The sequence below is a fragment of the Brevibacillus borstelensis genome, from assembly GCF_037834415.1.
Classification (GTDB): domain Bacteria; phylum Bacillota; class Bacilli; order Brevibacillales; family Brevibacillaceae; genus Brevibacillus; species Brevibacillus borstelensis_A.
In genome coordinates this window covers 26,998-53,402 of sequence record NZ_JAUMSJ010000030.1, presented here as the reverse complement: position 1 = coordinate 53,402, position 26,405 = coordinate 26,998, and the positions used below count along the sequence as shown (strand labels likewise).

Here is a 26,405-nt window from a genome sequence, read left to right as displayed (position 1 = left end):
CATTTACATAGTTGACCAGTATATTTTTCGCTACGTTATCATAGCATAACTTTGACAAAATGCATGTTTTTTGTATTTTTATTTATTTTCTTATAATTTTGATATGGTTGAACTTGTAAGCAAAATTTGCAGGTCTCCCCTCTCCCTGGAAAAATAAAAAAACCGGAGCGTTCCTCCGGTTTGGGTACGATTTATCCTATCTAGACTGTCGTGTTCGCGATTCTTTTGTTTTACCCTGTTGTTTACGCTCCGGCCAGGCAATCGTCCTGCCGGTTTGCCATTTTACTGACAGAAACTCGCGTACCGCTCTTCCCTTCCAAAGCGAGGTCCGCCTTGTCGAGAGCGCAGATGATGGACGTACCGCCTTGTTTGGCAAAATTGCGTGCGGCCTCGATCTTCGGTCCCATGCTGCCCGCGCTGAACTGTCCTTCCGCGATGTACGCCTCCAGCTCGTCTACCGTCAAATCGGTCAAAGCCTGCTGGTTCTCCTTGCCGTAGTTGATGTAGACATGCTCGACGTCTGTCAAAATGACAAAGATGTCAGCCTGAATTTGCTCCGCCAGCTTGCAGCCGCTGCGGTCCTTGTCAATCACAGCCTCAACGCCCTCATACGTGCCGTCTTCCTTGCGAACGACAGGAATGCCTCCTCCGCCGCAGGATATGACGATGTGACCAGCTTTGATCAAGTCGACGATCGACTCGGATTCGACGATGTTGAGCGGTGCCGGGGACGGAACGACACGGCGCCAGCCGCGGCCTGCGTCCTCCTTGACTACCCAGTTTTTCTCTTCGCTCAGCTTCTTCGCCTCTTCCTCTGTGTAGAAGACGCCGATCGGTTTGTCCGGGTCCTGGAAGGCTGGATCGTCCAGCGCGACCTCGGTGCGGGTGACGACGCTGACCACATTTTTGCGAATCCCGAGACGCTTCAGCTCGTTGAACAGCGCCTGCTGCATCATGTAGGCGATAAATCCCTGGCTTTCCGCGCTGCAAACGTCCAGCGGCATCGAGGGAACGACGTGGCTCGCTTCTTCGTTTTGCCGCAGAATCGTCCCCACCTGCGGTCCATTGCCGTGGGTCACGACGAGATTGTACCCGTTTTGCACCAGCTTGGCGAGAAACTCGCAGCTTGTCTTTACGTTTTCGTACTGGTTCTGAAAAGTAGCCTCCTGCTTCGGCTGCAGGATCGCATTTCCGCCCAGAGCGACCAAGATTGTCTTTTTACCCAATCGAATCCTCTCCCATCCATAGACTTATCCACAAAATCAAACCCATTACCGTATCGATCCCCGATGTGTGGCCGACAGCCAGCGTTTCCTGCAGCGCTGACTGCAATTCCTCCGGGCTTCCTGCGAACAGCGCGTCCGCAAGCCTCCGAATCCGCGACCCAAAGCGGTTATCCAGCGCGTACAGCAAATACTCCTGGCTGACCTCGGTCGTCAGCCTTCTGCCTTCCTCCAGCAAGAGCTCCCGCAGGCCGTGGCAAAACGATTCGCAACGGGTTCCACCGTACACGGCACCGATCAAGCAGCCGACCAACAAATCGTCGCCGCTCGGAGTCAGTCCCTGCCCCCGTCCGATAACCTTTCGCAGAACCTGTTTGATCCGGATAGGATCTTCTGACAAAATGACGTTCTTCAGTTCGCCGGTCAGTCTGAAAAAATCAGGCGGCTCCTCTTGCAGCCCGAACAGGCAAAGGGCAGCGTCTTCCGCATTTACCCCAAATCCGGTCACAGCGCCGTCTGCGGCCAACTGCCCGATCAGACAGGCTGCATTCCGTCTGAGAATCTCCCCGGAAAAGGAGAGAGAGCGGGGCACCGAGGAAAACGGCACCCCGCCCGAGAGCGAAACCGTCAGACCAGACGCGAACCGAAACGTACCAGCTGCCTTATCCCAAGCAACAGCTTCCCCCAGGGTGATCATTGCCAGCAGCTCTATCATTTGCCGGTCTTGCAGCAGCACCCCGTAAGGCAAATCGCCTTGCCGGGACGTGCCCAGATGGACCAGCCGCTCTCCAAATTGCAGATTGGCGCTGCTGGCAAACACACTGTGGACCCTGCCCGTGGAGGGGCAGGTCCGCAGCACGCCTTGCAGCACATCGCTGTACGCCTGTGCGTTCATGGTCCGATCCGCAGTCTTACTCGGCGGAGACGCCGTATTTTTCCGCCAGGGCGACAAGCGCTTTTTCAAAGCACGCGAGCGGAGCGCGTACGGTCCCTGCACCGACCTGACCGATTCCCGCCTGCTTGTGCGCGATACCGGTGTTGATAATCGGGGTGATGCCGGTTTCGACGACCTTGCGAATATCGATTCCTACAGGAGCGCCTTGGAAGTTCCAGGTCGGGATCGGCAGGTTGGAGTTGTTGCCGATGCAAATTTCCTGCATTTCGTCACTGATCGCCAGCGCATCGTCGAAGCCGCCTGCGCCGACAAAGCGGGTAACGCCGGGCGCTGCGACCATGGTCATGCCGCCCACGCCAAATGATTCGGTAATCGCGCTGTCGCCGATATCCGGGTTGGCGTCTTCTTGGCTGTAGCCGGTAAAGAACAGGCCTTGCGGGGTATTGACCGGCGCTGTGAACCATTGATCGCCCATGCCGCTTACACGGATGCCGAACTCTTTCCCGTTGCGGGTCATCGCGGTCACGATGCTGCCTTCCTGAATGGTGCGGGCAGCGTCCATGACAGCTTTGCAATGAGCCATCATCACATTCAGATAGAACTGATCCGTGTCAGCAAGGAATTTGGCGACAGCCGTCAGGTCTTCCGGCGCAATATCGGCGCGCAGCAGATACGGCAGAATTTCCTTCAGGAACAGCGCGGATGCGGCGATGTTGCGTTGGTGGAACTCATCCCCCATGGTGATTGCCTTGGCAACGAGCACGTTCAGATTGAGGCCGCCGTCGGTCAGCTTCAGCGCTTTCGCGAGGCTCGGTCCGAGAACTTCGGCCATCCACTTCAAGCGGTTTACCACTTCTTCGCTGTACGCGCCGAAGCGGAGCACCTTGCCGATTCCTTCATTCATCGTGCAGTAGGCGCGGTTTCCGTCTGTCTTGTTTTCCACGACCAGCACGGCCATGTTTGCCGACGTGATGCCGCCCATCGGACCGACTGCATTGACGTGATGGCACGGAATGAAGGTGATTTCGCCATTTTGCAGAAGCGCACGGGCTTCCTGTTCGTTTTGCGCCCAGCCTTCAAACAGGGCGGCTCCCACGCAGGAGCCTTGCATCGGGCCGGTCATCTCTTCGTACTTGATCGGCGGACCTGCGTGCAAAAGCACTTTGCCGTTCAACTCCGGAATGACGCTTTTTGCCGTAACGACATCGATCAGGAATGGTTGTGCATCTGTGATTTTGGACACGACCGCTTGGTTTGCTTCGTCAATGCTGTTGTATTTCATAGCAATTCCTCCCAGATCAAGTTGTTGGTTATTTCAAAAGAGCAAGCAATTTCGCCAGTTTCTCGTTGCCGCCTGCGGCTGGAGCCCAATCGTACTGCACGACCTGGCCGCCGTACTGAAGAATCGTCTCCGAGAAATGGCGCAGACCGATATTGACCACTTTTGGCTTGGACGCAAGCAGGGCTTTGACCGCTTCCGAGACGGATGCCTCTTGGTTCTCCGGCGCTTTTTCGCCTTGGAGCTGTTTGACGATTTGGATAGCCAAGCGAACAGCGCTCGCGTTGCTTTCCTTGATGATGACGCCGACGTCGTTGAGCTTCTGCACCTGCTCGTCGTACTGCTGCGGGTCTTTTGCCGTCCCGGTGACAGAGGCGATGAACAGCACGCCGCGACCTGCTTTCGCCGCTTCTTCCTTGGCCTGTTCGATCGCGGAAACCAGCGCTTGCGCAGGGTCTCCGAATGCTCCGTAACCGATCACCACGTCGAGGAGGATGACCGCCGTCCCCGAGTCCTTCGCGGCGTCGACGATCATTTCCACGCGCAGGCGCGGGTCGATCATCGGGTGGGCGCGTCCCTGCGTATACGCGTCGTCTCCCAAGTCGATGACTTCGTGACCATCAAGCTTCAGCATGACGCCGTCCTGGTGATCGCTTTCATCCGCGCCTTCCAGCCCGTCGCTGATGAGCATGGCCGCCTCGTAGGCAAGCGTTCCGCCGGAGTACAGTCCCTTGATGTACTGTTGGGTTCCGGACGCCTTGATCTTGTCCAGTCCGGCAATCTCCGGCATGGCAGGCGCTTCCGCTTCCGCCGCGGCCTGCTGGGCCAGCTCCATCGCTTTTTTCGCCGTATCCTCCAGCGTCCAGGCGTAGTGGATATTCTGCTCCTGAGCCACCGCAGGCTTCTCGCCCATGAAGACAGCCACAACCGGCTTGCCGAACGTTTTCAAGACGGAGATCACGCGGTCGCGCACGGCAGGAGCCGGCGGTTTGGAAATTAGCACGATGACCTTTGTCTTTTCGTCTGCGGCCAAGCCTTTCAGCGAGTCGATAGCCGTGATCGCGCCGATGCCCTCAGAAAGGTCGCGGCCGCCTGTTCCGATCGCGTGGGTAATTCCTCCTCCCATGTGGTCGATCAGGGTGGACACTTCCTGAATACCCGTACCGGAGGCACCGACAATTCCGATGTTGCCCTCGCTCACGACGTTGGCAAACGCGAGCGGCACTTCGCTGACGATCCCCGTCCCGCAGTCCGGCCCCATTACCAGCAAGCCTTTTTCTTTCGCCAGTTCTTTTACTTCACGCTCTTCCGCGATGCTTACGTTGTCGCTGAACATGAAGACGTGCAAGCCCTTCTCCACAGCTTTTCTCGCTTCCTGGGCGGCGTATTTCCCCGGAATGGAGATCAGCGCCAGATTGGCGTCAGGCAGCTTTTTCAGCGCAGAATCCCACGTCCGCACAGTCGAAAATTTGGAGCCTTGCCCTTTGGAAGCCTGGTTTTTCAGGAAGTTGTCCACTTCGGCGACGACCTGGGCGATCATCTCCTCGCTGTCTGTGTCGATGACGATGCAGATGTCGCTTGGATTGGCCGCTTCCAGCTCGTCAGTATAAAGACCTGTGTTTTTGAAAATGTCCTTGTTGGCCGGTGTCCCCATCATGACGGAGATGCGGTTGATTCCCTCCATTTCGGAGAGCTTGTTGGTCAACAGCATCAGGCTGACAGAGTCCTGGTAGGAATTGCTCTTGATCACGGTGTATAACATGTCTTCCCCTCCGCTAACTCAGAATGGTTTAGGCTTGCGGCACTTTATTCTCTTTGGCGAACAGCATGGTGATGAAGCCCACACCCAAGAGGAGCGCCGCCAGATAGAAACCTGCTGCCATACTGCCCGTAATATCCGCCAGATAGCCGGTGATGTACGGAGCAATGATGGACGAGCACATGCCGATGAAGTTAAACAAGCTGAAGGCGGTGCCGTAGCCCTCTTTCGGTGCGTTGTCGGCCACGATCGAAACGAGGATCGGGTCAAGCGCCAGCTTTCCGGTCAAGCCGTAGAAGATGAGCGACAGGATCAAAACGGTGTAGTTTTGAATGTAGACCGTCAGCACGATGGAAAGAATCGCGCATGGGATCAGCATCAGAGCCAAAATTTTGCGCTTGCCCAGCTTATCCGAGATCCGGCTGATAACCAGCGCTCCGGGAATCGAGGCCCAGGCGACGAGCGAAGAGATGAAACCTACTTCGCTGCCTTGCATGCCGCGTTCCGTTTGCAGGTAGAACGGAAGCCAGGTCAGGATCATGAAAAAGCCGTACAGGGAGCAAAAAACAGTGATATAGGTAACGACCAGATTTCGGTTTTTAAACAGCTCGGACAGTTTTACCTTGCGTGCGGGAGCGGCGTTCTCGGCACTGTCTTCCGCTTTTTTCTTCGGCTCTTCCTTCACGATCCACCAGATGAGAAAGCCCACGATGATCGTCGGAATCAGGAAGAAGTAGAAAGGTGTCCGCCAGCTCATGTTCCACTCGAGCGTGATGATGCTGGCCGCAATCAGACCGATCGCGGTACCGAAAGCCTGACCGCTGTTGATAATGGCTGTACCCAGTGTGCGGTATTTGGTCGGAACCGCTTCCGAGGAAAGAGCGTACTGCGGGCCGTAGTAAGTGCCTTCGCCAACTCCTACCAATGCGCGGGCGATCAGGAAGACCGCGAAAGTCGTCGCCAGGCCGCTGATCCCTGTAAATACACCGAACAAAATAAATCCGGGAACGAGGATCAGTTTTTTTCCGATCTTGTCTCCCAACATGCCTGATGGGATCTGCATCGCTGCATAGGCAAAGAAGAAAACGCTATTGATAAGCCCGAGGTCGGCCTTGCTTAAACCAAATTCCGCCTGCAAGTTTCCCATGACCGGATTGAGAATGGTCCTGTCCGCATACATGAAGAGCCAACCGAGGAAAAACACGGCGACTACCTTGATCCAGTACGGGATGCCTGTGCTTGGCTTGGTCGCAACTGCTGCATCTGGCTGGGACATAATGTACCTCCTTTTTGTCATTCGTCTGTTGACTAAAGATTTCTCTGGCTGATCAACCACTGCCATGGTACCGCTTGCAGCATTACAATCGAATAAAACAGAAACGAAAAGCATTACAAAAACATTAAAAACGTCAGGAACATTCATTGCTTGCAAAACAAAAAACCTCGCAGCGCTCAATGTCGCTGCGAGGTTCACTATTGAGTTTACGATTTACGAAGCTTGTCCCCTTGGACAAATTTGCTGTTACTTGATCATATACCCGACGCCCGGATAGGTCACAATCAGCTTCTGATCACTGTCGATCTGCTTCAGTTTTTGGCGGATACGGGCGATAGCGACGCGAAGGTACTCGACCTCGTCCCTGTATTCGCTGCCCCACACTTCCCCCAGAAGCTGCTCATGGGTCATCACCTTGCCGCTGTTTTGCATCAACAGGATAAACAGGTTGTACTCTGTCTCCGTCAGCTTCAGTTCGGTCTCCTTTACCCAGATCCGGCGCTGAGCCAGATTGACGGTGACGTCCCCGCTGACCAGCTCGCTGGCCTCGGGCTCGATCGGCAGACGGCCTTCGTACCTTCTGAGGACAGCATTGACGCGGGCAAACAGCTCATCGAGGGAGAACGGCTTGGTCAAATAGTCGTCCGCCCCGAGGTTTAGCCCATACACTTTGTCATTGGCATTGCTGCGGGCGGTCAGAATGATGACCGGCACGTCGGAAAAGCTGCGCAAACGCTTCAGCACCTCAAACCCGTCCATCTCCGGCATCATGATGTCCAGCAGCACGAGGGTAGGATTGATCAGATCAAAGTTTTCCAGCGCCTCGGGACCGCTCAGACAAGTAGCCGTTTCATAGCCGAGCGACTTGAGGTTGGCCGAGATGAACCGGAGGATTTTCTTTTCGTCATCCACGATCATAATCTTCTGTTTCAGCATCTTTATCACCATCGTTTACCTTGTAGATTGGCAGAGAAACCGTAAACGCGCTCCCCTCTCCCGTCTTGCTTTGGACCGTGATCATGCCTCCGTGGGCCTCCATAATCCCCTTGCAGATCGCCAGGCCCAGTCCCGTGCCCCCGGTCCGCCTCGTCGCCGACACATCGACGCGGTAAAAGCGGTCGAAGATTTTGTCCAGATGCTCGGCATGTATTCCGATCCCGTTATCCTCTACGCGAATATGCACAAATTCTTCGTCTGCATCCGCGGAAATGCGTATCCGGGGCAGCTGGTCGTTGTAGCGAATCGCATTGGTGAACAGATTGACCAGCACCTGCTCGATCCGAAGCTTGTCTGCAAACACCGCAGGCAAGTCCTCGCGGATGTCCGCATCCAGCTGCGTTTCGGAGTGCTGTGCGGTACGAAGCCGCCCGACAGCCTTCTCCACGATTTTCGCGACGCGGATCGGCTCTCTCTGGATGCCCATGGCCCCTGCATCGATTTTGGAGATGTCCAGCCAATCGTTGACCAGTTCCTGAATCCGGCGTATGTCCTCGTGAACGCCTTCCAGCAGCTCCTGCTTGAACTCCTCGTCCCACTTTGCATCGGAGCGGAGCAGCGTTTCAATGCTTCCCTTGATGCTTGTGATCGGGGTTTTGAATTCGTGAGACGCCAGCGAGATCAAATCATTTTTCAGGCGATCCACTTCATGCTCCTTGGTAATGTCCCGCCACACGTAACCGCGGCCGAAAACGCGGTCTTCGCCGGATACCTGGAAGGCGGCGAGCTGCAAATACCGCTCCTTCCCGTTTTCCCGCATCTCCCGGCATACGACGACTACATTTTCTTTTCGGATCAGCTCGGCGTAGTCCATATTGGTAAAATTGACGCCGATCCGGCTGAACAATTCGCTTTCCTTCATGCCCGCGACCTCTTCTTGCGGTATGCCGAACATCTCGGACATGCAGCGGTTGGCGTAGACCACGCGCTTTTGGATATCGACCAGCACGACCGCGTCGGACATGCTTTCCAGGACCGCATTGAGGGTCGCGTGCCTGTGCTGCACGCCTCGAAGCAAGATCTCGTTTTCCAGGACGATGGTGATCGAATTGGCCAGCACGTGCAAAAATTGTTGGTCGTAGAGCGACAATTCACCCTCCTGTGCAAATTCTACCGCCAGATAGCCAAATGATTTGCTGCCTGATCGCAGCGGAATGAGAAAGCTGGAGACTCCTTGCATCCTGCTCTTTTCCCATGTCTCGGGCTCTCTCCAGTCACCGACGATCCCGATCGTCGCTGAACCGCTGTCCGGCCGCAGATACAGCTTCACTTTTTGATTCAGCAGCTGCCCAGCCTGCTCCAGGCTCTTGTTCAAAATATGATTGATTCCCTGCGATGGAACAATTGGTGTGATCAGCGTATTCACGATTTCCAGTTCGTTGTTTTTCCGTGACAGACTTAGCGTGCGAGCCTCGATTCGCCGCTCCAGGTCTGCATTGAGCTCAAGCAGAGCCTGCCTGTTCTCCTCTATCTGCTCGCCCATGATGGAAAAATGACGGGCCAACAGGCCAAGCTCGAGAGGAACTCGCCGATTGGTCATCTCCTCATAGGAAACGTCAAAATTCCCCTCCGCCAGCCGCTGCGTATAGTCGACCAGGAGATGGATCGTCTGGTTGAGCCGCTTGGCGAGCAGCGCTCCCAAGCCGAACGTTACCAGCAAGGTGACGATAACGATGACGATCGTGGACTGGATCAGGTTGAAGAACAGATTGTTGATTTCCTGAACCGGTCTGCTGATGGAGACCACCCAGCCCAATTCGGGAATCGTTTTGTACGTGACGAATTCGGACTGTTTGTTCATGGAGGAGTAGTAGATTCCCGAGCCGACCGGTTCGGCATAGGCGACGCGATAGACGGGTTCACTGTGCAGATCGTGCATGCCCGAGCGGATCACAGTGTCCGGGTGATAGACGGCACGACCGGTCTGGTCCAATACAACGGGATACGTGTCGCTGCCGTAGTCGTACTTCGTGACCAGCATCTCCACCTGGGTCAGATCAAGCGCACCTAGCACATATCCGTCAAACTGCCGCTGCTCGTTAAAAATCGGGACAGCGATGGTGATGAGCGGCTTGTAAGTCCCGCTCCTGCCGAGAAAAACGGAGGAGATGGTCGTTTTCTGTTCTGTCGAAACTTTTTTGAAGTAGTCCCGATCGCTGAAATTTTCACCAATCAGCGACTGACCGATACTGTTCGTCTCCGGGTAAAATGCGACAGTAATTCCTCGCTTGTCGGCGACATAAAGATTGACGAACCCATGCCAATTCTCCCGTACAGCACGCAGAACATGGACAAGGCTTGCGGTATCGTGACCGCTCCTTGCGCTGAGCGATGCGGCCAATGTTTCGACAGCATTTTTATGCTGGTAGACGTAAGTCTCCACCGCATCGGCAAGCTGGCCTGTGCGCAATTCCTGCGATTTTTCCGTCTCTCGCATAACACCGACCAGCTGGGTGACCTGAATTACCCCCATCACCAGGATCGGAACAAGCGCAATCAAAGCAAAGGCAAATGTCAAATGGTAACGCAATCGGAGTTGGTTTTTCATCGGTGCCCACCAGTTTCCAGAAGTATAAAAGCGATCCAATCGGAAGACGCTCCGATTCAGATCGCTTTCTTTTTGACCATTATAACAAATCTTTCAAGTTACCCATCATTCATTGTTTTTCCATTGTGTGAACGGCTTTTCCATTGGTCGCTTCGGTCATCGCCAATCACGACGGCAACCGGCCGCCGGCAAGCGCACGGCAAATTTCTGCTGGCGACCATCTGGTCAGGTCCGGCAAAGACGATATCTTACCCGTACAGACGGATGGCGTCACGAATCCTGCCATTCGTTTGTCTCAACAGCTGCATCGCCTCATCCCTGCTGGAGCCGGTCAGCTTCATCAAAATGGCTGCTTTCGCGTCTCCTTGGGCCAGCTCAGCCAGATGCTCGGCCTCCGCGTACGTGACACCTGTCACCTCCATCACGATCCGCTTGACCCTCTCCCGCAGCTTTTGATTGGTCGCCTGGACGTTGACCATCAGGTTCCCGTACACCTTGCCGAGCCGAATCATCGTCGCTGTCGTCAGCATGTTCAGCACCAGCTTCTGCGCCGAGCCCGCCTTGAGCCGGGTAGAACCGGTCACGACCTCCGGCCCTACCACGACATTGATGGATACATCGACTCCGCCATCGATAAGCGCTGTTTCATTGCAGGACAGCGAAATCGTTCTGGCCCCGATCTCCTGCGCCGTCCGCAACGCCCCGATCACATAAGGCGTACGTCCGCTGGCGGCTATTCCCACCACCACGTCTTTAGCCGTCACTTCGTGTTTGCCAATGTCTTTCTCGCCGAGCTCCTCGGAGTCTTCCGCTCCCTCTACGGCCCTGATCATCGCCGAAGGCCCTCCGGCGATAACCCCTTGGATCAAATCAGGGTCCGTACCGAATGTCGGCGGACATTCCGACGCGTCCAGAATGCCCAGACGGCCGCTCGTCCCGGCTCCGAAGTAAAACAGGCGCCCCCCGTTTTCAAGGGAATGAACGATGATTTCGACCGCCTCCGCCACTTGATCGAGGACGTCCTCGACCGCGTGGGGCACCTTTTTGTCCTCGTCGTTCATCACCTGCAGGATTTCCCGCACCGACAGCTGATCAAGGTCCTTTGTTCTCTCGTTTTTTCCTTCTGTCATAAGTTCCTTCAAGTTCTCAAGCATCCCGTTCGCTCCTTCCCTGCATTTGCTATACTGGCGGTCTTTCCCGTCACTCCAGATGGCATGAGACCCAATGCCCTTCTTCCTTTTGCCTGAGCAGCGGGATTTCGCTCTTGCAAACCTCCATGCAGGAGCGGCAGCGAGGGTGAAACGTGCATCCGGCTGGCGGATTGGACGGACTGGGCAAATCCCCCTCCAGAATGATGCGCTGCACCTCTCTTTTGGGATCGGGGACCGGAACGGCGGACAGCAGTGCCTGGGTATACGGATGGGTAGGCTTCTCGTACAAGGACGCTTTGTCCGCCACCTCCACCACTCTGCCCAAATACATGACCGCCACCCGGTCCGATATATGGCGCACGACGCTCAAATCGTGGGAAATAAACAAATACGTCAATTGAAATTCCTTTTGCAGATCCTGCATCAAATTGAGAATTTGCGCCTGAATGGACACGTCGAGCGCGGACACCGGCTCGTCGGCGACGATCAGCTTTGGGCGCAGGATCAAGGCCCGGGCGATCCCGATCCGCTGTCTTTGCCCGCCGGAAAATTCATGCGGGAAGCGGCCCAGATGCTGCTTGGACAGACCGACGATTTCGATCATCTCCTCGACCCGTTTTTTCCGTTCCGCGGGCGTGCCGATTCCATGGACGATCAACGGATCTTCCAGAATCCGTCCGACTGTCTTGCGCGGATTGAGCGAGGCAAACGGGTCCTGGAAAACGAGCTGCATATCCCGGCGCGCCCCTCTAAGTTCAGCGGGGCTGAGCTTGCATATGTCCCGCCCTTCGAAATAGACTTCTCCCGCTGTCGGTTCGATCAGCCGGAGGATGCAGCGCCCGGTCGTCGATTTGCCGCAGCCTGACTCTCCGACAATGCTGACGGTCTCGCCGGGGTAAATCGTCAAATCGACTCCGTCGACGGCCCGGACCACTTTTTCCTGTCCAAAAAAGCCCTTTTTGCTGATGAAATGCTTCGTCAGCGATTTGATTTCCAGCAGCGGCTCAGTCATCGTACATCCTCCTCCCGATACAGCCAGCACCGGCACTTTTGATTGCCTCCGACGGGCAGGAGCTGCGGATTTTGCTCGCGGCAAATGTCCATGGCATGGGAACAGCGCGGAGCAAAGCGACAGCCCGCAGGCATCTCGTGCAGCAGCGGCACCGAGCCCGGGATAGCCTCCAGCCGCTCCGAATCTGTGCCGACGCTCGGCATGGAATTCAGCAGCCCTCTGGTGTAGGGATGCTTCGGATCGTCGAACAGCTGCGTGACTTCCGCTTCTTCCACGATTTGTCCGGCGTACATGACGATGACCCGATGGCACATTTCGGCTACGACTCCCAGGTCATGAGTAATCAGGACTATGGAGGTATGCTTTTCCGCCCTCACTTTTTTCATCAGCTCGAGAATCTGCGCCTGGATGGTCACATCGAGCGCTGTCGTCGGTTCATCGGCGATCAACAGCTTGGGCGAGCAGGCCATCGCCATGGCGATCATCACGCGCTGCCGCATCCCGCCGGACAACTGATGCGGATACTCTCCGACAATCTCATCCGCCCGGGGAATTCCTACTTCTCTGAGCAATTCGACCGCCTTCTCCTTGGCTGCTTGCTTGGAGAGCCCGAGATGGCGCCGAAGCGGTTCGCCGATCTGTTTGCCGATCGTCTGGAGAGGATTGAGCGATGTCATCGGCTCCTGGAAGATCATCGCGATCTCGTTGCCGCGAATCTTTTGCATCTCTTTTTCCGACAGCGCCAATAGCTCTTTGCCTTCAAACCGAATGCTCCCGGTCATTTCCACGTTTTTGCCCAGAAGGCGCATGATCGACAGACTGGTGACGCTCTTGCCGCAGCCCGATTCTCCGACGATTCCCACTGTTTCACCGGCTTCGACCGTCAGACTGACGCCGTCGACGATCGTCAGGCTTTTACCCGATTGGGCAAAGGATGTGCGTAATTGATCGATGTGTAGCATCGCAGCCATTGTAGTTCCTCCTTTTGCTCAGGATGAGCCTGCGGGCGTGAGCAGCGAAAACAGCTGATTGTGGATAGAGCGCCTCCACGTGCCGATCAGGCTGCTGACAGTCGGATGGACCCGGTTTGTCAGGGCGATCAGCGTCGCTCCCCTGACCGGATCCCGCCAGATGGACGTTCCGGTAAATCCCGTATGGCCAAAGGCGTGGCTGGAAAGGACATCCCCGCCCGTGCATCCTGTCGCCATCTGCTCCAGCGTGCCTCCCGTCGCGGAGGCCTCCCAGCCAAGCGCTCTCATCGGAGCAAGCTCCCCCGTATGCGAACGGATTGCCGTCGCCCGCAGGATGGGATCGATCCGCACAGGCGACTCGCTCGAAGTCCAGATCCGCATGTACCGTTCGGTATCCGCGCTGGTGGAAAACAGGCCGGCATGGCCGCTGACGCCTCCCAGACCGTAATAGGCATTGCAGTCATGTACCGTTCCCCGGATGATTCCTCTCCGCCAGGCAAAGCAGGCCAGACGCTCCGACAGCTCCCGCGCGGACGGCAGCCCGAGCGCTTCCTCCTGGATCAGCTGCTGCCTGGCCATGTCGTGCTCATATGCGTTGCCGTCCTCCGTCGGCGCGATCGCACTGAAATCCAGTCCGGAACGCCGCAAGGGCAAATAGCAGGTGCGCGTCATCCCGCTCGGTTGAAAGATGAGGCGCTGCGCCAATTGATCCAGCGGCTCATCCCATACGCGTTCGAGCGTAAAGCCTAGCAGCATAAATCCGAGATCGCTGTAGACAACCTGCTGTCCAGGCGTCCCTGTCATCGGCTCGTCCGCGATCAGCCGCAGGTATTCCCGAGAGCTGCCCGCGTAGAGGAAAAAAGGGCGCCAAGCAGGCAGACCCGACGTATGCGTAAGCAAGTGAAGCAGCGTGATCTTGCGCTTGGCAGCTGCATCCTTCCCCTCTTCCAGTTCAGGAAGATGGCGCGTGACGGAATCTGTCAGGGACAGCCTGCCTTCTTGTACGCCGAGAAGCACGAGCGGCAGCGTAACCATCACCTTCGTCAGCGAAGCCATGTCATACATGGTGTTTGCGTCGACCGGCAAGGGGGTTTTTACCGAGCCATTTGCCGACTCCGCTACGTCCCGTCCGCCCTCTGTTTTCCCTGCCGCCACGGTTATGACAGGCAGACCGGCTCTCGCAAGAGCGGCAATTCCCCCCGGGAAAATCCCTTGGCTGATGCCCGTCTCCAGACTCTGTTTCAAACGCTCCCGTAGTATGCATTCGATTTGATCATGACTCATCTTTGTCCCCCCGTTACTTGCCGCGGTGGCGCGGATCCAAAATATCGCGCACGGCATCCCCGAACATATTGCAGGACAGGATAGTGATCGTCATCGCCACGCACGGCCAGATGATCATCCCCGGCGCCAGCTCCATATAGCGCCGCGCTTCCGAAATCATCCCGCCCCAGGACGGGTCCGGCGGCTGAATGCCGAGACCGAGAAAGCTGAGCGCCGATTCCGTCAAAATCGCGCCCGAGATCGCCAGGGATGCCTGGACCAGAAGCGGCGCCGTCACATTCGGAAAAATCTCCAGAAACAAAATCCGCGGCGTGCTCGCTCCGATCGCGCGGGCGCTTTCCACATACTCCTGATTTTTGATCGAGAGGACAGCGCCCCGCACTGTTCTGGTAAAGATCGGGATATTGACGATTCCGATCGCCAAAATGGTATTGAAAGCGCCGGGGCCAAGTGCCGCTACAATCGCCAAAGCGAGCAAAATTTCCGGAAAAGCAAACAAAACGTCCATCACGCGCATGATCAATCCGTCAATCCAGCGGCCAAAGTAACCCGCGATCAGCCCAAACAGCGTGCCAAAGGCCGCACTGACCAGTACGGAGGACAGCCCCACCATCAGCGAAACCCTGGCTCCATAGATGATCCGGCTCATGATGTCCCTGCCGAACTGATCCGTGCCCAGCATAAACTCGCCGGAGCTGCCCTCCATGCGGTGATCCTGAAACATCTGCGTCGGATCGTATGGAGACAATACGGGAGCAAAGACAGCGGCCAGAGCGAGCAGCAGCAGGACGATCAGACAGACGACTGCCGTTTTGTTCTCGAAAAAGCGTCTACGAAATGTGCTCATGTCGCATTCCCCTTGTCAATACTTGATTCGCGGATCAATCCAGGTGTAGATCAGGTCGATGATCAGATTGACCAGGACGAACACCAAAGCGACGAACAGGACGCCTCCCTGCACGACAGGATAATCCCGCTGGTAGATTCCATCCAGTACGTACTGTCCCAGTCCCGGAATGGAAAACAGCTGTTCCACAATGACCGACCCGCCCAAAAGGTAGCCGATCTGCATACCGGCAATCGTCACGATCGGAATGGACGAATTTCGCAGCCCATGCCCCATCACCACAGTCCACATACTGTTTCCTTTTGCGCGTGCGGTGCGGATGAAATCCTTGTCCATCGTCTCCAGAAAGGCCGAGCGGGTCATCCGCATCACCCCGGCTGCGACGGCGATCCCCATCGTTACGGCCGGGAGAATAAACACTTTGAATGCCTCTGCCGGATCATCCCAAAAACTGGTCACGTCGATCGGCGGAAACCAGTTGAAGTAAAGCGAAAGGCCGAGCAAAAGAAGCGTGCCGACGGCAAAGTTGGGCACCGAAATCCCGAGCAAGGTCAGGATGCGAATCACCTTGTCCGTTTTGGAGTGGGACCGGATGGCCGACAAAATGCCGAACGGAATGGCCAGGGTCCAGCCGATCAGCACAGCCATGAGCGTCAATTGCAGCGTAATCATGAACCGCTTCAGAATCTCGGGCAGAATTTCTTGGCCGGTGTGCACAGAGACGCCGAAATCTCCCTGCAAAAGCCCGCCTACCCAGTGCAAATACTGACTGACCAGCGGTTTATCCAAACCCATTTCGGCTCGCAGCACAGCCACCGCCTCTGGGGTCGCTTCCGTCCCGAGCATGATCGACGCCGGATCGCCGGGAACGAGATGGAGGATCGTAAAAACGAGGATCGAAATGCCGAAAAGGATGGGAATCAAGCTTATGATTCGTTTGACCAGGTAACTTCCCATTAGATACCCCTCCACAAAAGAAGAAATCGGGGAGATCGTCTCCCCGACTCCCTCCCTATCTCACTTACTTCTTCACCGATGTTTTCACCAACGCGGTTGACTCGCCCGCAGCCGTCGGCGAAAAATCGACGTTGTCGCGGACCGCGTAAAAGTTTTTCGGAGAAGCCAGGAACAGGTTTGGTGCGTCTTCTACCAGCAGCTTTTGCGCTTCGTCATACAATTTCTTGCGCTCTTTCACATCGACCGCTTCCAGCGCCTTTTGTACGAGCTCATCGTATGTCGGGTTGGAGTAATTCCAGACGTTGGCCGAGCCAGTGGTGGAGAAGAAGTAGCGCATTGAACGGTCGGAGTCTACGCCGGATGTATTGCGGCCGACCATGATGTTCATGTCCTTCGATTTCCAGGTATCGATGTAGTTGCCCCACTCCAGCTGGTTGATTTTCGCGTTGATGCCGATCGCCTTTAATTGCTGCTGGATGACTTGAGCCGACTCAACCATATCCGGGTAAGTGGAAGCTGTTTCGATCACGGTGTCGAATCCGTTCGGATAGCCGGCCTCAGCGAGCAGCTGTTTCGCCTTCTCTACATTTGTCGAGTAGCTGGGATAGCTTGACGGGTCCAATGCCCAGCTGGTGAGTGCCGGCGCGATGGGGCCAGTCAAAGATGCCTCGCCCTTCCATACGGTTTGCACGATTTGATTGCGGTCTACCGCATAACTGATCGCCTGACGAACGCGCGGATCGTCAAACGGCTTTTTCTTCACGTTGATGCCCAGATAGCTGTACTCCAGAGACTGATAGCTCTTTACCTGGATACCCGGCTTGCCCTCCAGAAGCTTCGCCGAATCCGCCGAGACCGCGCTGATGTCGATTTTGCCCGCGCGGATCGCTGCCATGCGCTCTGCTTCGTCCTTCATGATCTGAAACTTGATCGCGTCCACCTTCGGCAACTCCTTGCTGAAGTAGTCCGGGTTTTTTTTCAGCAGAACGTACTGTCCGGGCTCGCTTTTCTTCAGGATGAACGGTCCTGTGCCGTTGGCCTCCTTCGTCAGATCTGTCGATCCCTTGGAAACGATGGAAGCCGAAGGAGCGGACGCGTTCGTCAGGAAGGCGGCATCCGGGGTTTTCAGCTTGAAAACGACAGTTGCAGGGTCCGGCGCTTCAATCGAATCGACGCTTGCGAAGTACGACTTGGCGATGGAGCCCGTGTCCGGATTCAAAATGCGTTCAAAGGTGTACTTTACGTCTTCCGCAGTCAGTTCTTGTCCCTTGTGGAACTTGACACCCTTTCTCAGATGGAAGGTAATGCTCTTCCCATCAGGGGCCGTTTCCCACGTTTCCGCGAGACCAGGGACGAGATCGAGATTTGCGTCCAGTTTGGTCAGGCTGTCGTACACCAATGAGTAAATACGGGAACTGGAGGCCGCAGGCACTTTGTGAGGATCGTACCCGACCGGATCTTGATCAACGGCGACAATCAGTTCCGATTTCCCTTCTGTCTTTGAAGCTTCCCCGGACTGCTCTTTGGAATCGCCCGCAGGTGCGCTCCCGCCTCCGGAACAGGCTGACAGCATGAGGGACAGCGATAGGAAAACACTTGCCAATACTCTCTTTTTCACGTTTTTTACCCCCCTGAATTTTCCGTTAATACAAGCAGATATTGCCGAGCGGGACTGCCCGTTTCGCGCCGGTTACCGACGGTACGTTGCTCGGGCGGCCCATCAAGGTTTCATGTCCCAATACGGCAAAGGCAATCGCTTCCTTGGCATCGTCCGGCACGCCAAAAGCCTGTGCCGTCGTCAGCGCGATGCCGGCGGGCAGTTCATTCCGGAGCATGCGAAGCAGTGTTTGGTTGTGGGCTCCTCCCCCGGAAACGATCACCTCGTGGACTTGTGCATGTGGAAAGACGAATCGGGCATATGCATCGGCGATAGAAGCAGCCGTAAGAGCTGTGGCAGTCGCCGCTATATCCTCCGCAGCAAGTCCGAGCGCCCCCGCGTCGCTGCAGAGCCGGGCCGCAAACGCCTTGCCGTACACCTCACGCCCGGTGCTTTTGGGCGGTTCGAGCCGGTAATAAGGGTCAGACAACAGGCGCGAAAGCAGCTCCCGCGACACCGTTCCGCCTGCCGCCATTGCCCCGCCCTCGTCATAGCGAACTCTGCCGTCCGTAACGAGCTGGACAACCTCGTCGATCACCATGTTTCCCGGACCGGTATCAAAAGCTTTCACTTCTTCAATGGCCGCACCGGCAGGCAAAACCGTCACGTTGGCAATCCCTCCGATGTTTTGCAGCAAACGGCCTTTCTCCGGGTGCCGGAAAAGCACAAAATCCGCATAGGGAACGAGCGGAGCGCCTACCCCTCCGGCAGCCAGATCGCGAGCCCGAAAATTCCCGACTACAGGGATTCCGGTACGTTCCGCCAAGGTAGACAGTTCGCCGATCTGCAGGGAAGCCCGGACATGGGTCATTCCTTCCGGCCCCGGAAACGGCGCAGGCCCGTCGATATGCCAGACGGTCTGTCCATGAACGCAGACCGCATCAATTTCTTCCGAGGAATTACCAGCCTTTTTCAGGAGCCCGTGTACGGCGTGAGCGTACCATTCCGCCAAACCGAAGTGTACCGCCGTAAGTTTGTCCAGACGTGCGGTATCGAGGCTGCACAAGCTCTTTACCCATTCGCGAAGCTCGTCTGAATACGGCAAATAATGAAACTTTTGCAGCCGTACGCTTGCGATTTCCTCCCGCTCGTCCGTCTGAATCTCCACGAGCGCGGCATCCACTCCGTCCAGCGAAGTCCCTGACATCAATCCGATCAAAACATGCTTCTTCCTACTCCGATAGTCTTGCAGCCTGGCAGTTTGATTCACGATTTCACCTCGCCTCATCCAGCTTATCTTCAATGATTTTCTCTCTAACGAATGTTTGGAATAGTCAATCCTGTTATCGCTTTCATTATATGAAATAAAATTACCAAGGTCAATTGAAATACAGTAAATATTATTTCAGCAAAAAGAGTAGAGTTTCCCGCTCCGCTGTATATTCTATCAAGAGAACTGTCTAGAAATGGAGGGCATACCTTTGATTCCTTCTTCAAAGTGGAGCTTGCACAAATTTTTTGACAGGCACCCGATTATTCGCAGCTACCTGCCTGCTACCTCGTTGTATCAACCGGCGCTGCTTGATTCATTTCTGCAAAAGTACGATACCGTCTACATCAAGCCGAGTTCAACACACATGGGAAAGGGCATTATGAAGGTATGGAAAACAGACGGCGGCTATGCCTTGGTCAAGGAGCGCGGACAGTCGGTGACCGTCTCCACGCTTGGGGAGCTAAAGCAGCTGGTCGATCAAAACGCGGGCAATGCCAAACACATCATTCAAAAGGGGATTCCTCTGGCCGAAGTCAACAGACGGCCGTTTGACATCCGCGTGATGATGCTGCGAAACGGGGCAGGAAAATGGCAATACGCCGGCATGCTGGCCAAGGTGGCAGGTCCCGACAGCGTCATTACCAATGTGGCGCGAGGCGGCGGCTATGTCACCACGGTTCGGCAGGCCCTGCTGCAATCCGGTGCGGTAAAACCGGAACAGGCAAGCTCAGTCATACGCGAGCTTGTTCGCTTGAGTCACCAGGTATGTACCCACTTTAACAAATACAAGCATTCGTCTCAAATAGGCATTGATTGGGCGATAGACAAAAAGGGGACTCTTTCCGTTATCGAAGTGAATTTTGATTTTCCCTCGCACGGCCTGTTTGCGAAGCTGCCCGACAAGACGTATTATCGGACGATCAAGCGTTTGCGCTCGCAGTATCTGGCTCGGCGCGCCCGCCTGAAAAAAAGAAAGCCGGCCTCTCGCTAGATGAGAGGCCGGCTGTGCAAATGCGATGGCCGCAGCTTTTCATAACGCTGCCGGCTATCGCTTTTTCCCCTTACCCTTTTGCCGCTTCTGCCTGCGCTTCGGTCAAGGGCGATGTACACTGCGGGCAGCGGGTCGCCTTGATCGGAATGGAAGAGATGCAGAACGGGCACTCCTTCGTAGTCACAGGCGGTTTTTCCGGTTCGTTCTTTTTGCGGAAACGATTCACCTGTTTCACGACAATAAAGATGGAGAACGCGATAATCAGGAAGTCGATGACGGTATTGAGAAACAAACCGTAGTTGATCGTAGCAACCCCTGCCCCTTTGGCAGCCTCCACTGTCGCGTAGTCTTTGCCGTCTAAACTGATGAACAGATTGGAAAAGTCCACCTTGCCCAACAGCAAGCCCACCGACGGCATGATAATGTCGTTTACCACGGACGTTACGATCTTGCCAAAGGCTCCCCCGATCACAACCCCGACGGCCAGGTCAACCACGTTTCCTTTTAATGCAAACTCTTTAAACTCTTTCAGCATCGGTCTCACCTCTCATGCTAGCTCAATCCTCGTTCTTCTCGAATACGTTTTGCAAAAAGTGTTCAACAAACCGCTCGCGGTCGACTTCCAGGCAAACATCGACGTTGGGCGCAGCAGCCGGATGCTTCCGCCTGTCGGCAATCGTCCGCGCGTCCGACAGCCCGCCCGATGTGTCTACCACGACATGCATCGGTACCGCGGTCACAAAGGTCGGATCAATCACAACCCCGACAGCCAACGGATCGTGGAGAGCGCACCCCCGGACATTCCCTACCTGCGCGTAGGCGTTCATGTAAAATTCGCACATGTCGGCAAACGCACGGCAAACTTCCGTCCCTTTTTCACGCCAGGACGCAAGATGCGCTCTGGTCAATAGCGTCTGCATCGTCACATCGAGGCCAACCATTGTGACCTTGATGCCGGACTGAAACACCAGCTCCGCCGCCTCCGGGTCTGCGCAGATGTTCGCTTCGGCTACCGGCGTCCGATTGCCCGGCACAGTCACGGCTCCGCCCATCACTACGACCCGCTCGACCAGCGCAGTCATTTCCGGTTCATCTCGGATCGCGGTAGCGAGGTTGGTCAGGCTCCCCACTGTAATAATGGTCAGCTTGCCGGGATGCTTTTTAGCCTGCTCAATCATGAACGCAGACGCCGCTTGCTTCTGAACGGAAGCCCGGGGCGGCGGAAGCTCGATGTTGCCCAATCCGTTTTCTCCATGAAACAGCTTCGCTTTTTCTTTCAGCTCGCGAAACAGCGGCCGCTTCGCTCCCGCATAGACAGGAATCTGGCCGGCCCCCAAAAGCTCCAGAATTTGCACTGTATTTCGCGTCGCTTCTTCTACTGTAATGTTTCCAAAGGTCGTGGTGATGCCCAAAACATCGAGAGCCGGCGAATGAACGGCGTAGGCGATGGCGAGCGCGTCATCTATCCCTGTATCTACATCCAGTATGACTTTTTTCATCGTACGTCCCCCGTCCCCATGACTTCCTTGGCCCGCGTGGCGACAGGCTCGGCCTGAATGTTGAGGCACACCTCTGTGTCGACTCCGACGCGCGGAATCGCTCGCAGATCGGCTATCAAGGCGCCTCTGGAAAGCTCGCTTTGGCATTCGACGGAAAGCTTCATCGTCTGCTTTTCAGCTAGTTCCGGATGGATTGCTGCCATCATCGCCGCAAAAGCATCCAAACCGTCTCCGCCCTCCAACTGCATGCAGACTCGTTCGGCGGCATCGAGCGGAACGAGGAGCAGGGGCAGCCCGGATGCCAAAACAAGCGCGGCCGCTTCCGGATCGGCGTGCATGTTCGCTTCCGCAATCTGAGTGACATTCCCCGGTACCCGGATCGCTCCTCCCTTGACGATGACAGCCGCAAACTTCTCCGGCAATTCCTTGTCCCTCTCCAGTGCCTTGGCCAGTTCTGTCAGCGGACCGACAACAACCAGGGTCAGCTCGTCCTTGTACAGGTCTGCCTGCCCGGCGATCAGCCCCGCCCCTTCGCCAGCGGTTGCCAAAGGCAAGGCGCTTTTTTCGGCACTCTCCAGCACTTGTCTCGTCAGGTTCACAGCTTCTGATTGACCGGGACCGCCAAGGACGATTCCCGTCAGCTCTATATCAGGTGACGCCAAAGCGAGACGAAGCGCCGGAATATGGTCTGTTCCCGCTCCCGCCACCAACAGTATTTTTCTTGTCAGTTTCATGCCTTCACCTCGATTTCTACTCGTCCCTAATCCTAATCGAATCTGAAAAAGCCGTCAATTGATTGCCGTGCACGCATTCAAAGAAACGAACAAGAGAGAAGCCGAAGTGTCAGCAAACCAGTTGCTCTTCCCGCTTGCAACTTGACAGGTATTCTTTTACACTATTCCGTAAGCTTCGAAAAAAGGAGTTTGCACTCTACATGTCCCAGGAAATCGCCAGCCCGCAACAGGAATTGATTGTTTGCCTGCAAAAGCAGCTTGTCGAAACATTGCTGCGGCACAAAAAGAAACCATACCTCCCCGTCTGGGGCGAACTCTACTCTACTCTGAGAGAATTTATCAAAATAGCCAGACAATCCGGGCAGAATCTTCTGCTCTATCCCATTTCGCCGACCGGCTCCCTTCATTTTATGCACCAGACAGGCCTGTTCCGCGTCGATATTCCCGATCCCGGCCTGACGATCTCGCTTTCGACCGACGAATTGATTGAGGCGCTGATCGCCGGACGCTTTTTTCCCGCGAAGCCGAACTGCGACACAACCTCCCGTTTTCCGGAGTAACATCCGATACAGCGGGAGGTTGTTTTCATTTCCTGCGGGGGGAAAAATCTTTTCTTCCTGTTATCACTTGCAAAAACCGCTGCGAAAGAGAAGCATATTCCAGACGAAGCGACTAGCGAAGTCCAACCCAGCGGAACAACGATTCGCGGGAAAAAGGAGCGTAACCCTATATGAGCTTCGGAGCGGCTACTGCTTTTACGCTCCCCCGCGAATCGTTGTGGAGCGGACAGTCCCTGCTCCCTTGCAGGACGAAGACCGGAGCGCAGTCTGGAAATATGCTTCTCCCCCCAAAGCCACTTAGCAAGCACCTTGAGGAGAAATCTTTTCCCATTCATCCCGCAAATAAAAAAACCCGGCTTTCGCCAGGCAATTGAGGGTAGTACTGAATTATTCACGTGAATAATATAGTCCCATCATAATTCTTTCGGCCTATTTTTGCTACACGTATTTATAGGTAATAATACCTGTTTTCTCCAATAAAAGCATAAAAAATAGAGCGGCCCTCCTGCACAGTTTCGAGCCGCTGCTGTAAAGTTACGAACTCCCCAAGTTCGCTTACACTAGATTGTACTATGTAATTCGAATATCGAAAAGTGTCGTCTTTTGAAATTACGATAGAAAATAGCAAAAGTGCGAGGCGTTAGGAAAAACAGACCAGGAAACAGGAAGCGAATCACCTTGCAGAAGTACAGGATTCATGCTTGGTGAACAGCATCCGCTCCCTTGACTATCCATTATCTGCTTGCGATGCGGCTTTCATGACACACCGGCTACCGCCATTTCGACATAAGCAATCTTGGCAGGCAGAGAAACTGCTTGGCGGCCTTTCCGACCCGATGATGAAAAAGAGGGTGTCCCCGTCTGCGAAACCCTATGAGAGACGGAGGAGGATCCTCTTTCTTGCGTCTCATATCCCTGACCTGTGCGTGCCAAATAAAATGCAGAGGTAGACGTACTGGCTGATACTCACCTCGGGAAAGAAAAAAGCGAGATTGCTTTTGCCCGGCGTTTGTCTGACTGAATACCGCAGCTTGCTGTTTCGCAGAGATTGGGCCATCCGGTACGCCTCGCTCCAGGTCGCATGGAAGGAAATATTTTTTGCCATATTTGTCTACACCTCATTTTGATAGTACCAAACCGTATGACCATAGCATGTCCAAAAAATGGGGGATGATTTACGGCTCTCTTGGAACCGGCTTTGGGGGAGGAGATGAACAAGGAGAAAAACGCTGGCGGTTCGGTGGGACATCCTCGCGGGATGTACTGTCCGGCTGCACTTCCGAAAGCGGAACGCGTCCAAAAGCAGCTGGTTCCACGAAGTCTCTCAGAGTTGGACGCTAAAGGCGTGTTCCGCTTTCGGAAGTGCAGCCTGGGCAGGTGTCCCAAAGACCTTTGCGTTTTTCTCCTTGTTCATCTCACGAAGCTTTGGCTGTTTGATTTGTCTGGGTGTGCAAACCAACCCCCTAAAATAGTTGCCGATAGGAAACCATTTTCGTAAGATTACCAAATAAACGCTCCCTCAACCAAAGGAGGCCTTTCCTTATGCAGACAGACCAAACTGGCGGGCTGGAAAACGCTTTGTCGCATCTGCAATGCGTGCTGGTCGCCAGACGGGCGCGCATCAATCCGGAGCAGATCACATGGGCACAGTATGACGTACTGGAGATTTTGCGCATTCGCGGTCCGCTGATGCCCTCCGCCATCAGCGAGGCTTTGGGGATGTCGCGCTCCGCTGCGTCGAAAATTCTCAGAGTGTTAAAGGACAAGCATTTGATCGAGCAAACGGCGGGCAAGGAGGATCGACGAGAGCAGATCACATCGTTGACAAGGTCCGGGCGAGAGCTTCTCGATCGGGCAGCGGAAAGCCGCCGGGAGGCTGCGGAACTTGCCGCCGAAGTACTTACGCCCGGCGAACAGAGCATATTTGCTGAACTGTGTGAAAAGGTCGCGGCTGCTCTCAGCGACAGTCACTTGAAATCGGTGTAACATAATTGCCTGAAGGAAATTACTTTGCTTCATACAATGCATAGCAGGAGGGAGATCGCGATGACGGTCAACAAAGCGGAGCCGGAAAGCCGCCACGACCTGATTATTGTTTCGGGGGCGAGGGAAAACAATCTGAAAAATATCAGCGTGAGCATTCAAAAAAAGAAAATCACCGTTTTTACGGGAGTATCCGGCTCCGGCAAATCTTCGCTCGTCTTTGATACGATCGCCGCGGAATCGCAGCGGCAGTTAAACGAAACATTTACAAGCTTTGTCCGCCACCGTCTGCCCCACTACGGCCAGCCCGACGTGGACTCGCTAAAAAACTTGTCCGTGGCCATCATCGTCGATCAAAAGCCGATCGGGGGAAACGCCAGATCGACCGTCGGAACGATCACCGACATCTACTCGCTGCTCAGGCTGTTGTATTCGCGAATCGGACAACCACGCTCATAAAGCGGCTCCGGGACAAAGGGAACACCGTTCTCGTCGTCGAGCACGATCCCGATGTCATAGCGATTCCCGACCATGTCATTGACATGGGACCAGGAGCCGGCATCAATGGAGGCGAGATCGTTTACCAGGGCGACCTGGCGGGCTTGGCCGCTTCCGATACGCTTACAGGCAGACATCTCAGTAAAAGGCCCACGCTCAAGATGTCGCCGAGGAAGCCGAACGGTTCGCTCGTCATCGAGCACGCTTCGCTGCACAACCTCAAGGATGTGAGCGTGAAGATCCCGTGCGGTGTGATGACAGTCGTCACCGGAGTCGCCGGTTCGGGGAAAAGCACGCTGATCAACAGAGTTCTCCCCCTGCGCTATCCGGACGCGAGCTTCATTGACCAGGGAGCGATCCGCGGCTCCAAGCGTTCCACCCCCGCTACCTATACAGGCATCTTTGACCCGATCCGCAGCCTGTTCGCCAAAGCAAACAAGGTTAGCGCATCGCTTTTCAGCTTCAATTCAGATGGCGCATGCCCGGAATGCAAGGGGCTTGGCATTACGCATACGGATCTGGCCTTCATGGACCCGATTGTCAGCGTTTGCGAAGTGTGCCAAGGCCGCAGATTTACTGATGACGTGCTTCATTTGACTCTGCGCGGCAAAAACATCAGCGAGGTTTTGCAGATGAGTATTGCGGAGGCGAAAGCTTTTTCCCGGAAGAGGAGATTCAATCGGTACTCCAGCGTCTAGGCGATGTGGGTCTGGACTACTTGACGCTCGGACAACCGCTGGACACTCTATCGGGCGGTGAAAGACAGCGGACCAAGCTGGCCACCGAGTTGGAAAACAGCGGCCGCATCTATGTGTTCGACGAACCTACGACCGGTTTGCACATGTCCGATATCGACAGACTGATCAATCTGTTAAACCGGCTTGTCGACAACGGCAGTACCGTGATCGCCCAAGGATATCCCCGAGACATCATCAGAAATGAGGGCTCCGTTACAGGCGTTTATTTAAAGCGGCATGTGACGTTTGATTGAAAGACAGGCATTTCCGCGATCCACAGGGCAACCGTGAAACGCGAAAAAGAGGCTGCTCCCCAAGGTCGTTTTCCTGCTTGG

The 26,405-nt window shown here is 55.2% G+C and carries 22 protein-coding genes and 1 pseudogene; 4 read left to right on the top strand and 19 right to left on the bottom strand.

Annotated elements, in window-relative coordinates; all coding sequences use genetic code 11:
• Window positions 1-242: 242 nt before the first annotated feature.
• From arcC to Q3F21_RS20010, 15 genes are all read right to left on the bottom strand, one after another.
• Window positions 243-1,226 carry a carbamate kinase gene (gene arcC, locus Q3F21_RS20080; protein ID WP_340257073.1) on the bottom strand — a complete coding sequence of 328 codons (984 nt, stop codon included), beginning with the start codon at window positions 1,224-1,226 and terminating at the stop codon, window positions 243-245.
• Entirely contained in the window at window positions 1,219-2,118 is a 900-nt protein-coding gene (locus Q3F21_RS20075; protein ID WP_340257071.1) for a DUF2877 domain-containing protein, read from the bottom strand. The genes arcC and Q3F21_RS20075 overlap by 8 nt, the downstream gene beginning before the upstream one ends.
• Window positions 2,119-2,134: 16 nt before the next feature.
• Window positions 2,135-3,400, bottom strand: coding sequence for a DUF1116 domain-containing protein (locus Q3F21_RS20070; protein WP_340257069.1), 1,266 nt, complete (start codon window positions 3,398-3,400; stop codon window positions 2,135-2,137).
• A 28-nt stretch (window positions 3,401-3,428) separates the two neighbouring features.
• Entirely contained in the window at window positions 3,429-5,159 is a 1,731-nt protein-coding gene (fdrA, locus tag Q3F21_RS20065; RefSeq protein WP_340257067.1) for an acyl-CoA synthetase FdrA, read from the bottom strand.
• A 28-nt stretch (window positions 5,160-5,187) separates the two neighbouring features.
• Entirely contained in the window at window positions 5,188-6,432 is a 1,245-nt protein-coding gene (locus Q3F21_RS20060) for an MFS transporter (protein WP_340257065.1), read from the bottom strand.
• Window positions 6,433-6,678: 246 nt separating this feature from the next.
• A complete protein-coding gene (locus Q3F21_RS20055; RefSeq protein WP_340257063.1) occupies window positions 6,679-7,368 on the bottom strand; it encodes a response regulator transcription factor in 690 nt (229 codons plus the stop codon).
• Complete coding sequence (locus Q3F21_RS20050; RefSeq protein WP_340257061.1) at window positions 7,337-9,976, bottom strand: ATP-binding protein; 2,640 nt, start codon at window positions 9,974-9,976, stop codon at window positions 7,337-7,339. The genes Q3F21_RS20055 and Q3F21_RS20050 overlap by 32 nt, the downstream gene beginning before the upstream one ends.
• A gap of 248 nt (window positions 9,977-10,224) precedes the next feature.
• Window positions 10,225-11,130: an N-acetylmuramic acid 6-phosphate etherase gene (gene murQ, locus Q3F21_RS20045; RefSeq protein WP_340257059.1), complete on the bottom strand. Its 906-nt coding sequence runs from the start codon at window positions 11,128-11,130 to the stop codon at window positions 10,225-10,227.
• Window positions 11,131-11,176: 46 nt separating this feature from the next.
• Window positions 11,177-12,139 (bottom strand): dipeptide ABC transporter ATP-binding protein, encoded by a 963-nt coding sequence (locus Q3F21_RS20040; protein WP_340257057.1) that lies wholly within the window; start codon window positions 12,137-12,139, stop codon window positions 11,177-11,179.
• Complete coding sequence (locus tag Q3F21_RS20035) at window positions 12,136-13,110, bottom strand: oligopeptide/dipeptide ABC transporter ATP-binding protein (protein WP_340257055.1); 975 nt, start codon at window positions 13,108-13,110, stop codon at window positions 12,136-12,138. Before Q3F21_RS20035 ends, Q3F21_RS20040 begins: the two co-directional genes overlap by 4 nt.
• A gap of 18 nt (window positions 13,111-13,128) precedes the next feature.
• Window positions 13,129-14,394, bottom strand: a complete 1,266-nt coding sequence (locus Q3F21_RS20030; protein WP_340257053.1) for a serine hydrolase domain-containing protein — start codon at window positions 14,392-14,394, stop codon at window positions 13,129-13,131.
• A 13-nt stretch (window positions 14,395-14,407) separates the two neighbouring features.
• Complete coding sequence (locus Q3F21_RS20025) at window positions 14,408-15,241, bottom strand: ABC transporter permease (protein WP_340257052.1); 834 nt, start codon at window positions 15,239-15,241, stop codon at window positions 14,408-14,410.
• 15 nt (window positions 15,242-15,256) lie between these two features.
• The gene (locus tag Q3F21_RS20020) at window positions 15,257-16,198 is read right to left on the bottom strand and encodes an ABC transporter permease (RefSeq protein ID WP_340257051.1); all 942 of its coding nucleotides are present in this window, start codon (window positions 16,196-16,198) and stop codon (window positions 15,257-15,259) included.
• Between the two features lie 64 nt (window positions 16,199-16,262).
• Window positions 16,263-17,816: an ABC transporter substrate-binding protein gene (locus Q3F21_RS20015; RefSeq protein ID WP_340257049.1), complete on the bottom strand. Its 1,554-nt coding sequence runs from the start codon at window positions 17,814-17,816 to the stop codon at window positions 16,263-16,265.
• Window positions 17,817-17,841: 25 nt separating this feature from the next.
• Window positions 17,842-19,065, bottom strand: a complete 1,224-nt coding sequence (locus Q3F21_RS20010) for an anhydro-N-acetylmuramic acid kinase (protein ID WP_340257047.1) — start codon at window positions 19,063-19,065, stop codon at window positions 17,842-17,844.
• Window positions 19,066-19,276: 211 nt separating this feature from the next.
• Between Q3F21_RS20010 and Q3F21_RS20005 the strand changes: the two genes are divergently transcribed.
• Complete coding sequence (locus tag Q3F21_RS20005) at window positions 19,277-20,059, top strand: YheC/YheD family protein (protein WP_340257045.1); 783 nt, start codon at window positions 19,277-19,279, stop codon at window positions 20,057-20,059.
• A gap of 70 nt (window positions 20,060-20,129) precedes the next feature.
• Here the strand turns inward: Q3F21_RS20005 and mscL are convergent, their stop codons facing one another.
• The 3 genes from mscL to Q3F21_RS19990 are packed head-to-tail and all read right to left on the bottom strand — an operon-like array spanning window position 20,130 to window position 22,292.
• Window positions 20,130-20,594, bottom strand: a complete 465-nt coding sequence (mscL, locus tag Q3F21_RS20000; RefSeq protein WP_340257042.1) for a large conductance mechanosensitive channel protein MscL — start codon at window positions 20,592-20,594, stop codon at window positions 20,130-20,132.
• A gap of 22 nt (window positions 20,595-20,616) precedes the next feature.
• The gene (locus Q3F21_RS19995; protein ID WP_340257040.1) at window positions 20,617-21,558 is read right to left on the bottom strand and encodes a nucleoside hydrolase; all 942 of its coding nucleotides are present in this window, start codon (window positions 21,556-21,558) and stop codon (window positions 20,617-20,619) included.
• Window positions 21,555-22,292 carry a nucleoside hydrolase gene (locus Q3F21_RS19990; protein ID WP_340257038.1) on the bottom strand — a complete coding sequence of 246 codons (738 nt, stop codon included), beginning with the start codon at window positions 22,290-22,292 and terminating at the stop codon, window positions 21,555-21,557. Before Q3F21_RS19990 ends, Q3F21_RS19995 begins: the two co-directional genes overlap by 4 nt.
• Before the next feature lie 200 nt (window positions 22,293-22,492).
• Here Q3F21_RS19990 and Q3F21_RS19985 point away from each other — a divergent pair, with 200 nt between their 5' ends.
• Window positions 22,493-22,852, top strand: coding sequence for a hypothetical protein (locus Q3F21_RS19985; protein ID WP_340257036.1), 360 nt, complete (start codon window positions 22,493-22,495; stop codon window positions 22,850-22,852).
• 907 nt (window positions 22,853-23,759) lie between these two features.
• On the opposite strand, the gene Q3F21_RS19980 is transcribed toward Q3F21_RS19985, so the two are convergent.
• Window positions 23,760-23,957 carry a hypothetical protein gene (locus Q3F21_RS19980; RefSeq protein ID WP_340257033.1) on the bottom strand — a complete coding sequence of 66 codons (198 nt, stop codon included), beginning with the start codon at window positions 23,955-23,957 and terminating at the stop codon, window positions 23,760-23,762.
• Between the two features lie 437 nt (window positions 23,958-24,394).
• Between Q3F21_RS19980 and Q3F21_RS19975 the strand changes: the two genes are divergently transcribed.
• Window positions 24,395-24,838, top strand: coding sequence for a MarR family winged helix-turn-helix transcriptional regulator (locus Q3F21_RS19975; protein ID WP_340257031.1), 444 nt, complete (start codon window positions 24,395-24,397; stop codon window positions 24,836-24,838).
• A 60-nt stretch (window positions 24,839-24,898) separates the two neighbouring features.
• Window positions 24,899-26,324: pseudogene (locus tag Q3F21_RS19970) on the top strand (ATP-binding cassette domain-containing protein).
• Window positions 26,325-26,405 lie beyond the last annotated feature (81 nt).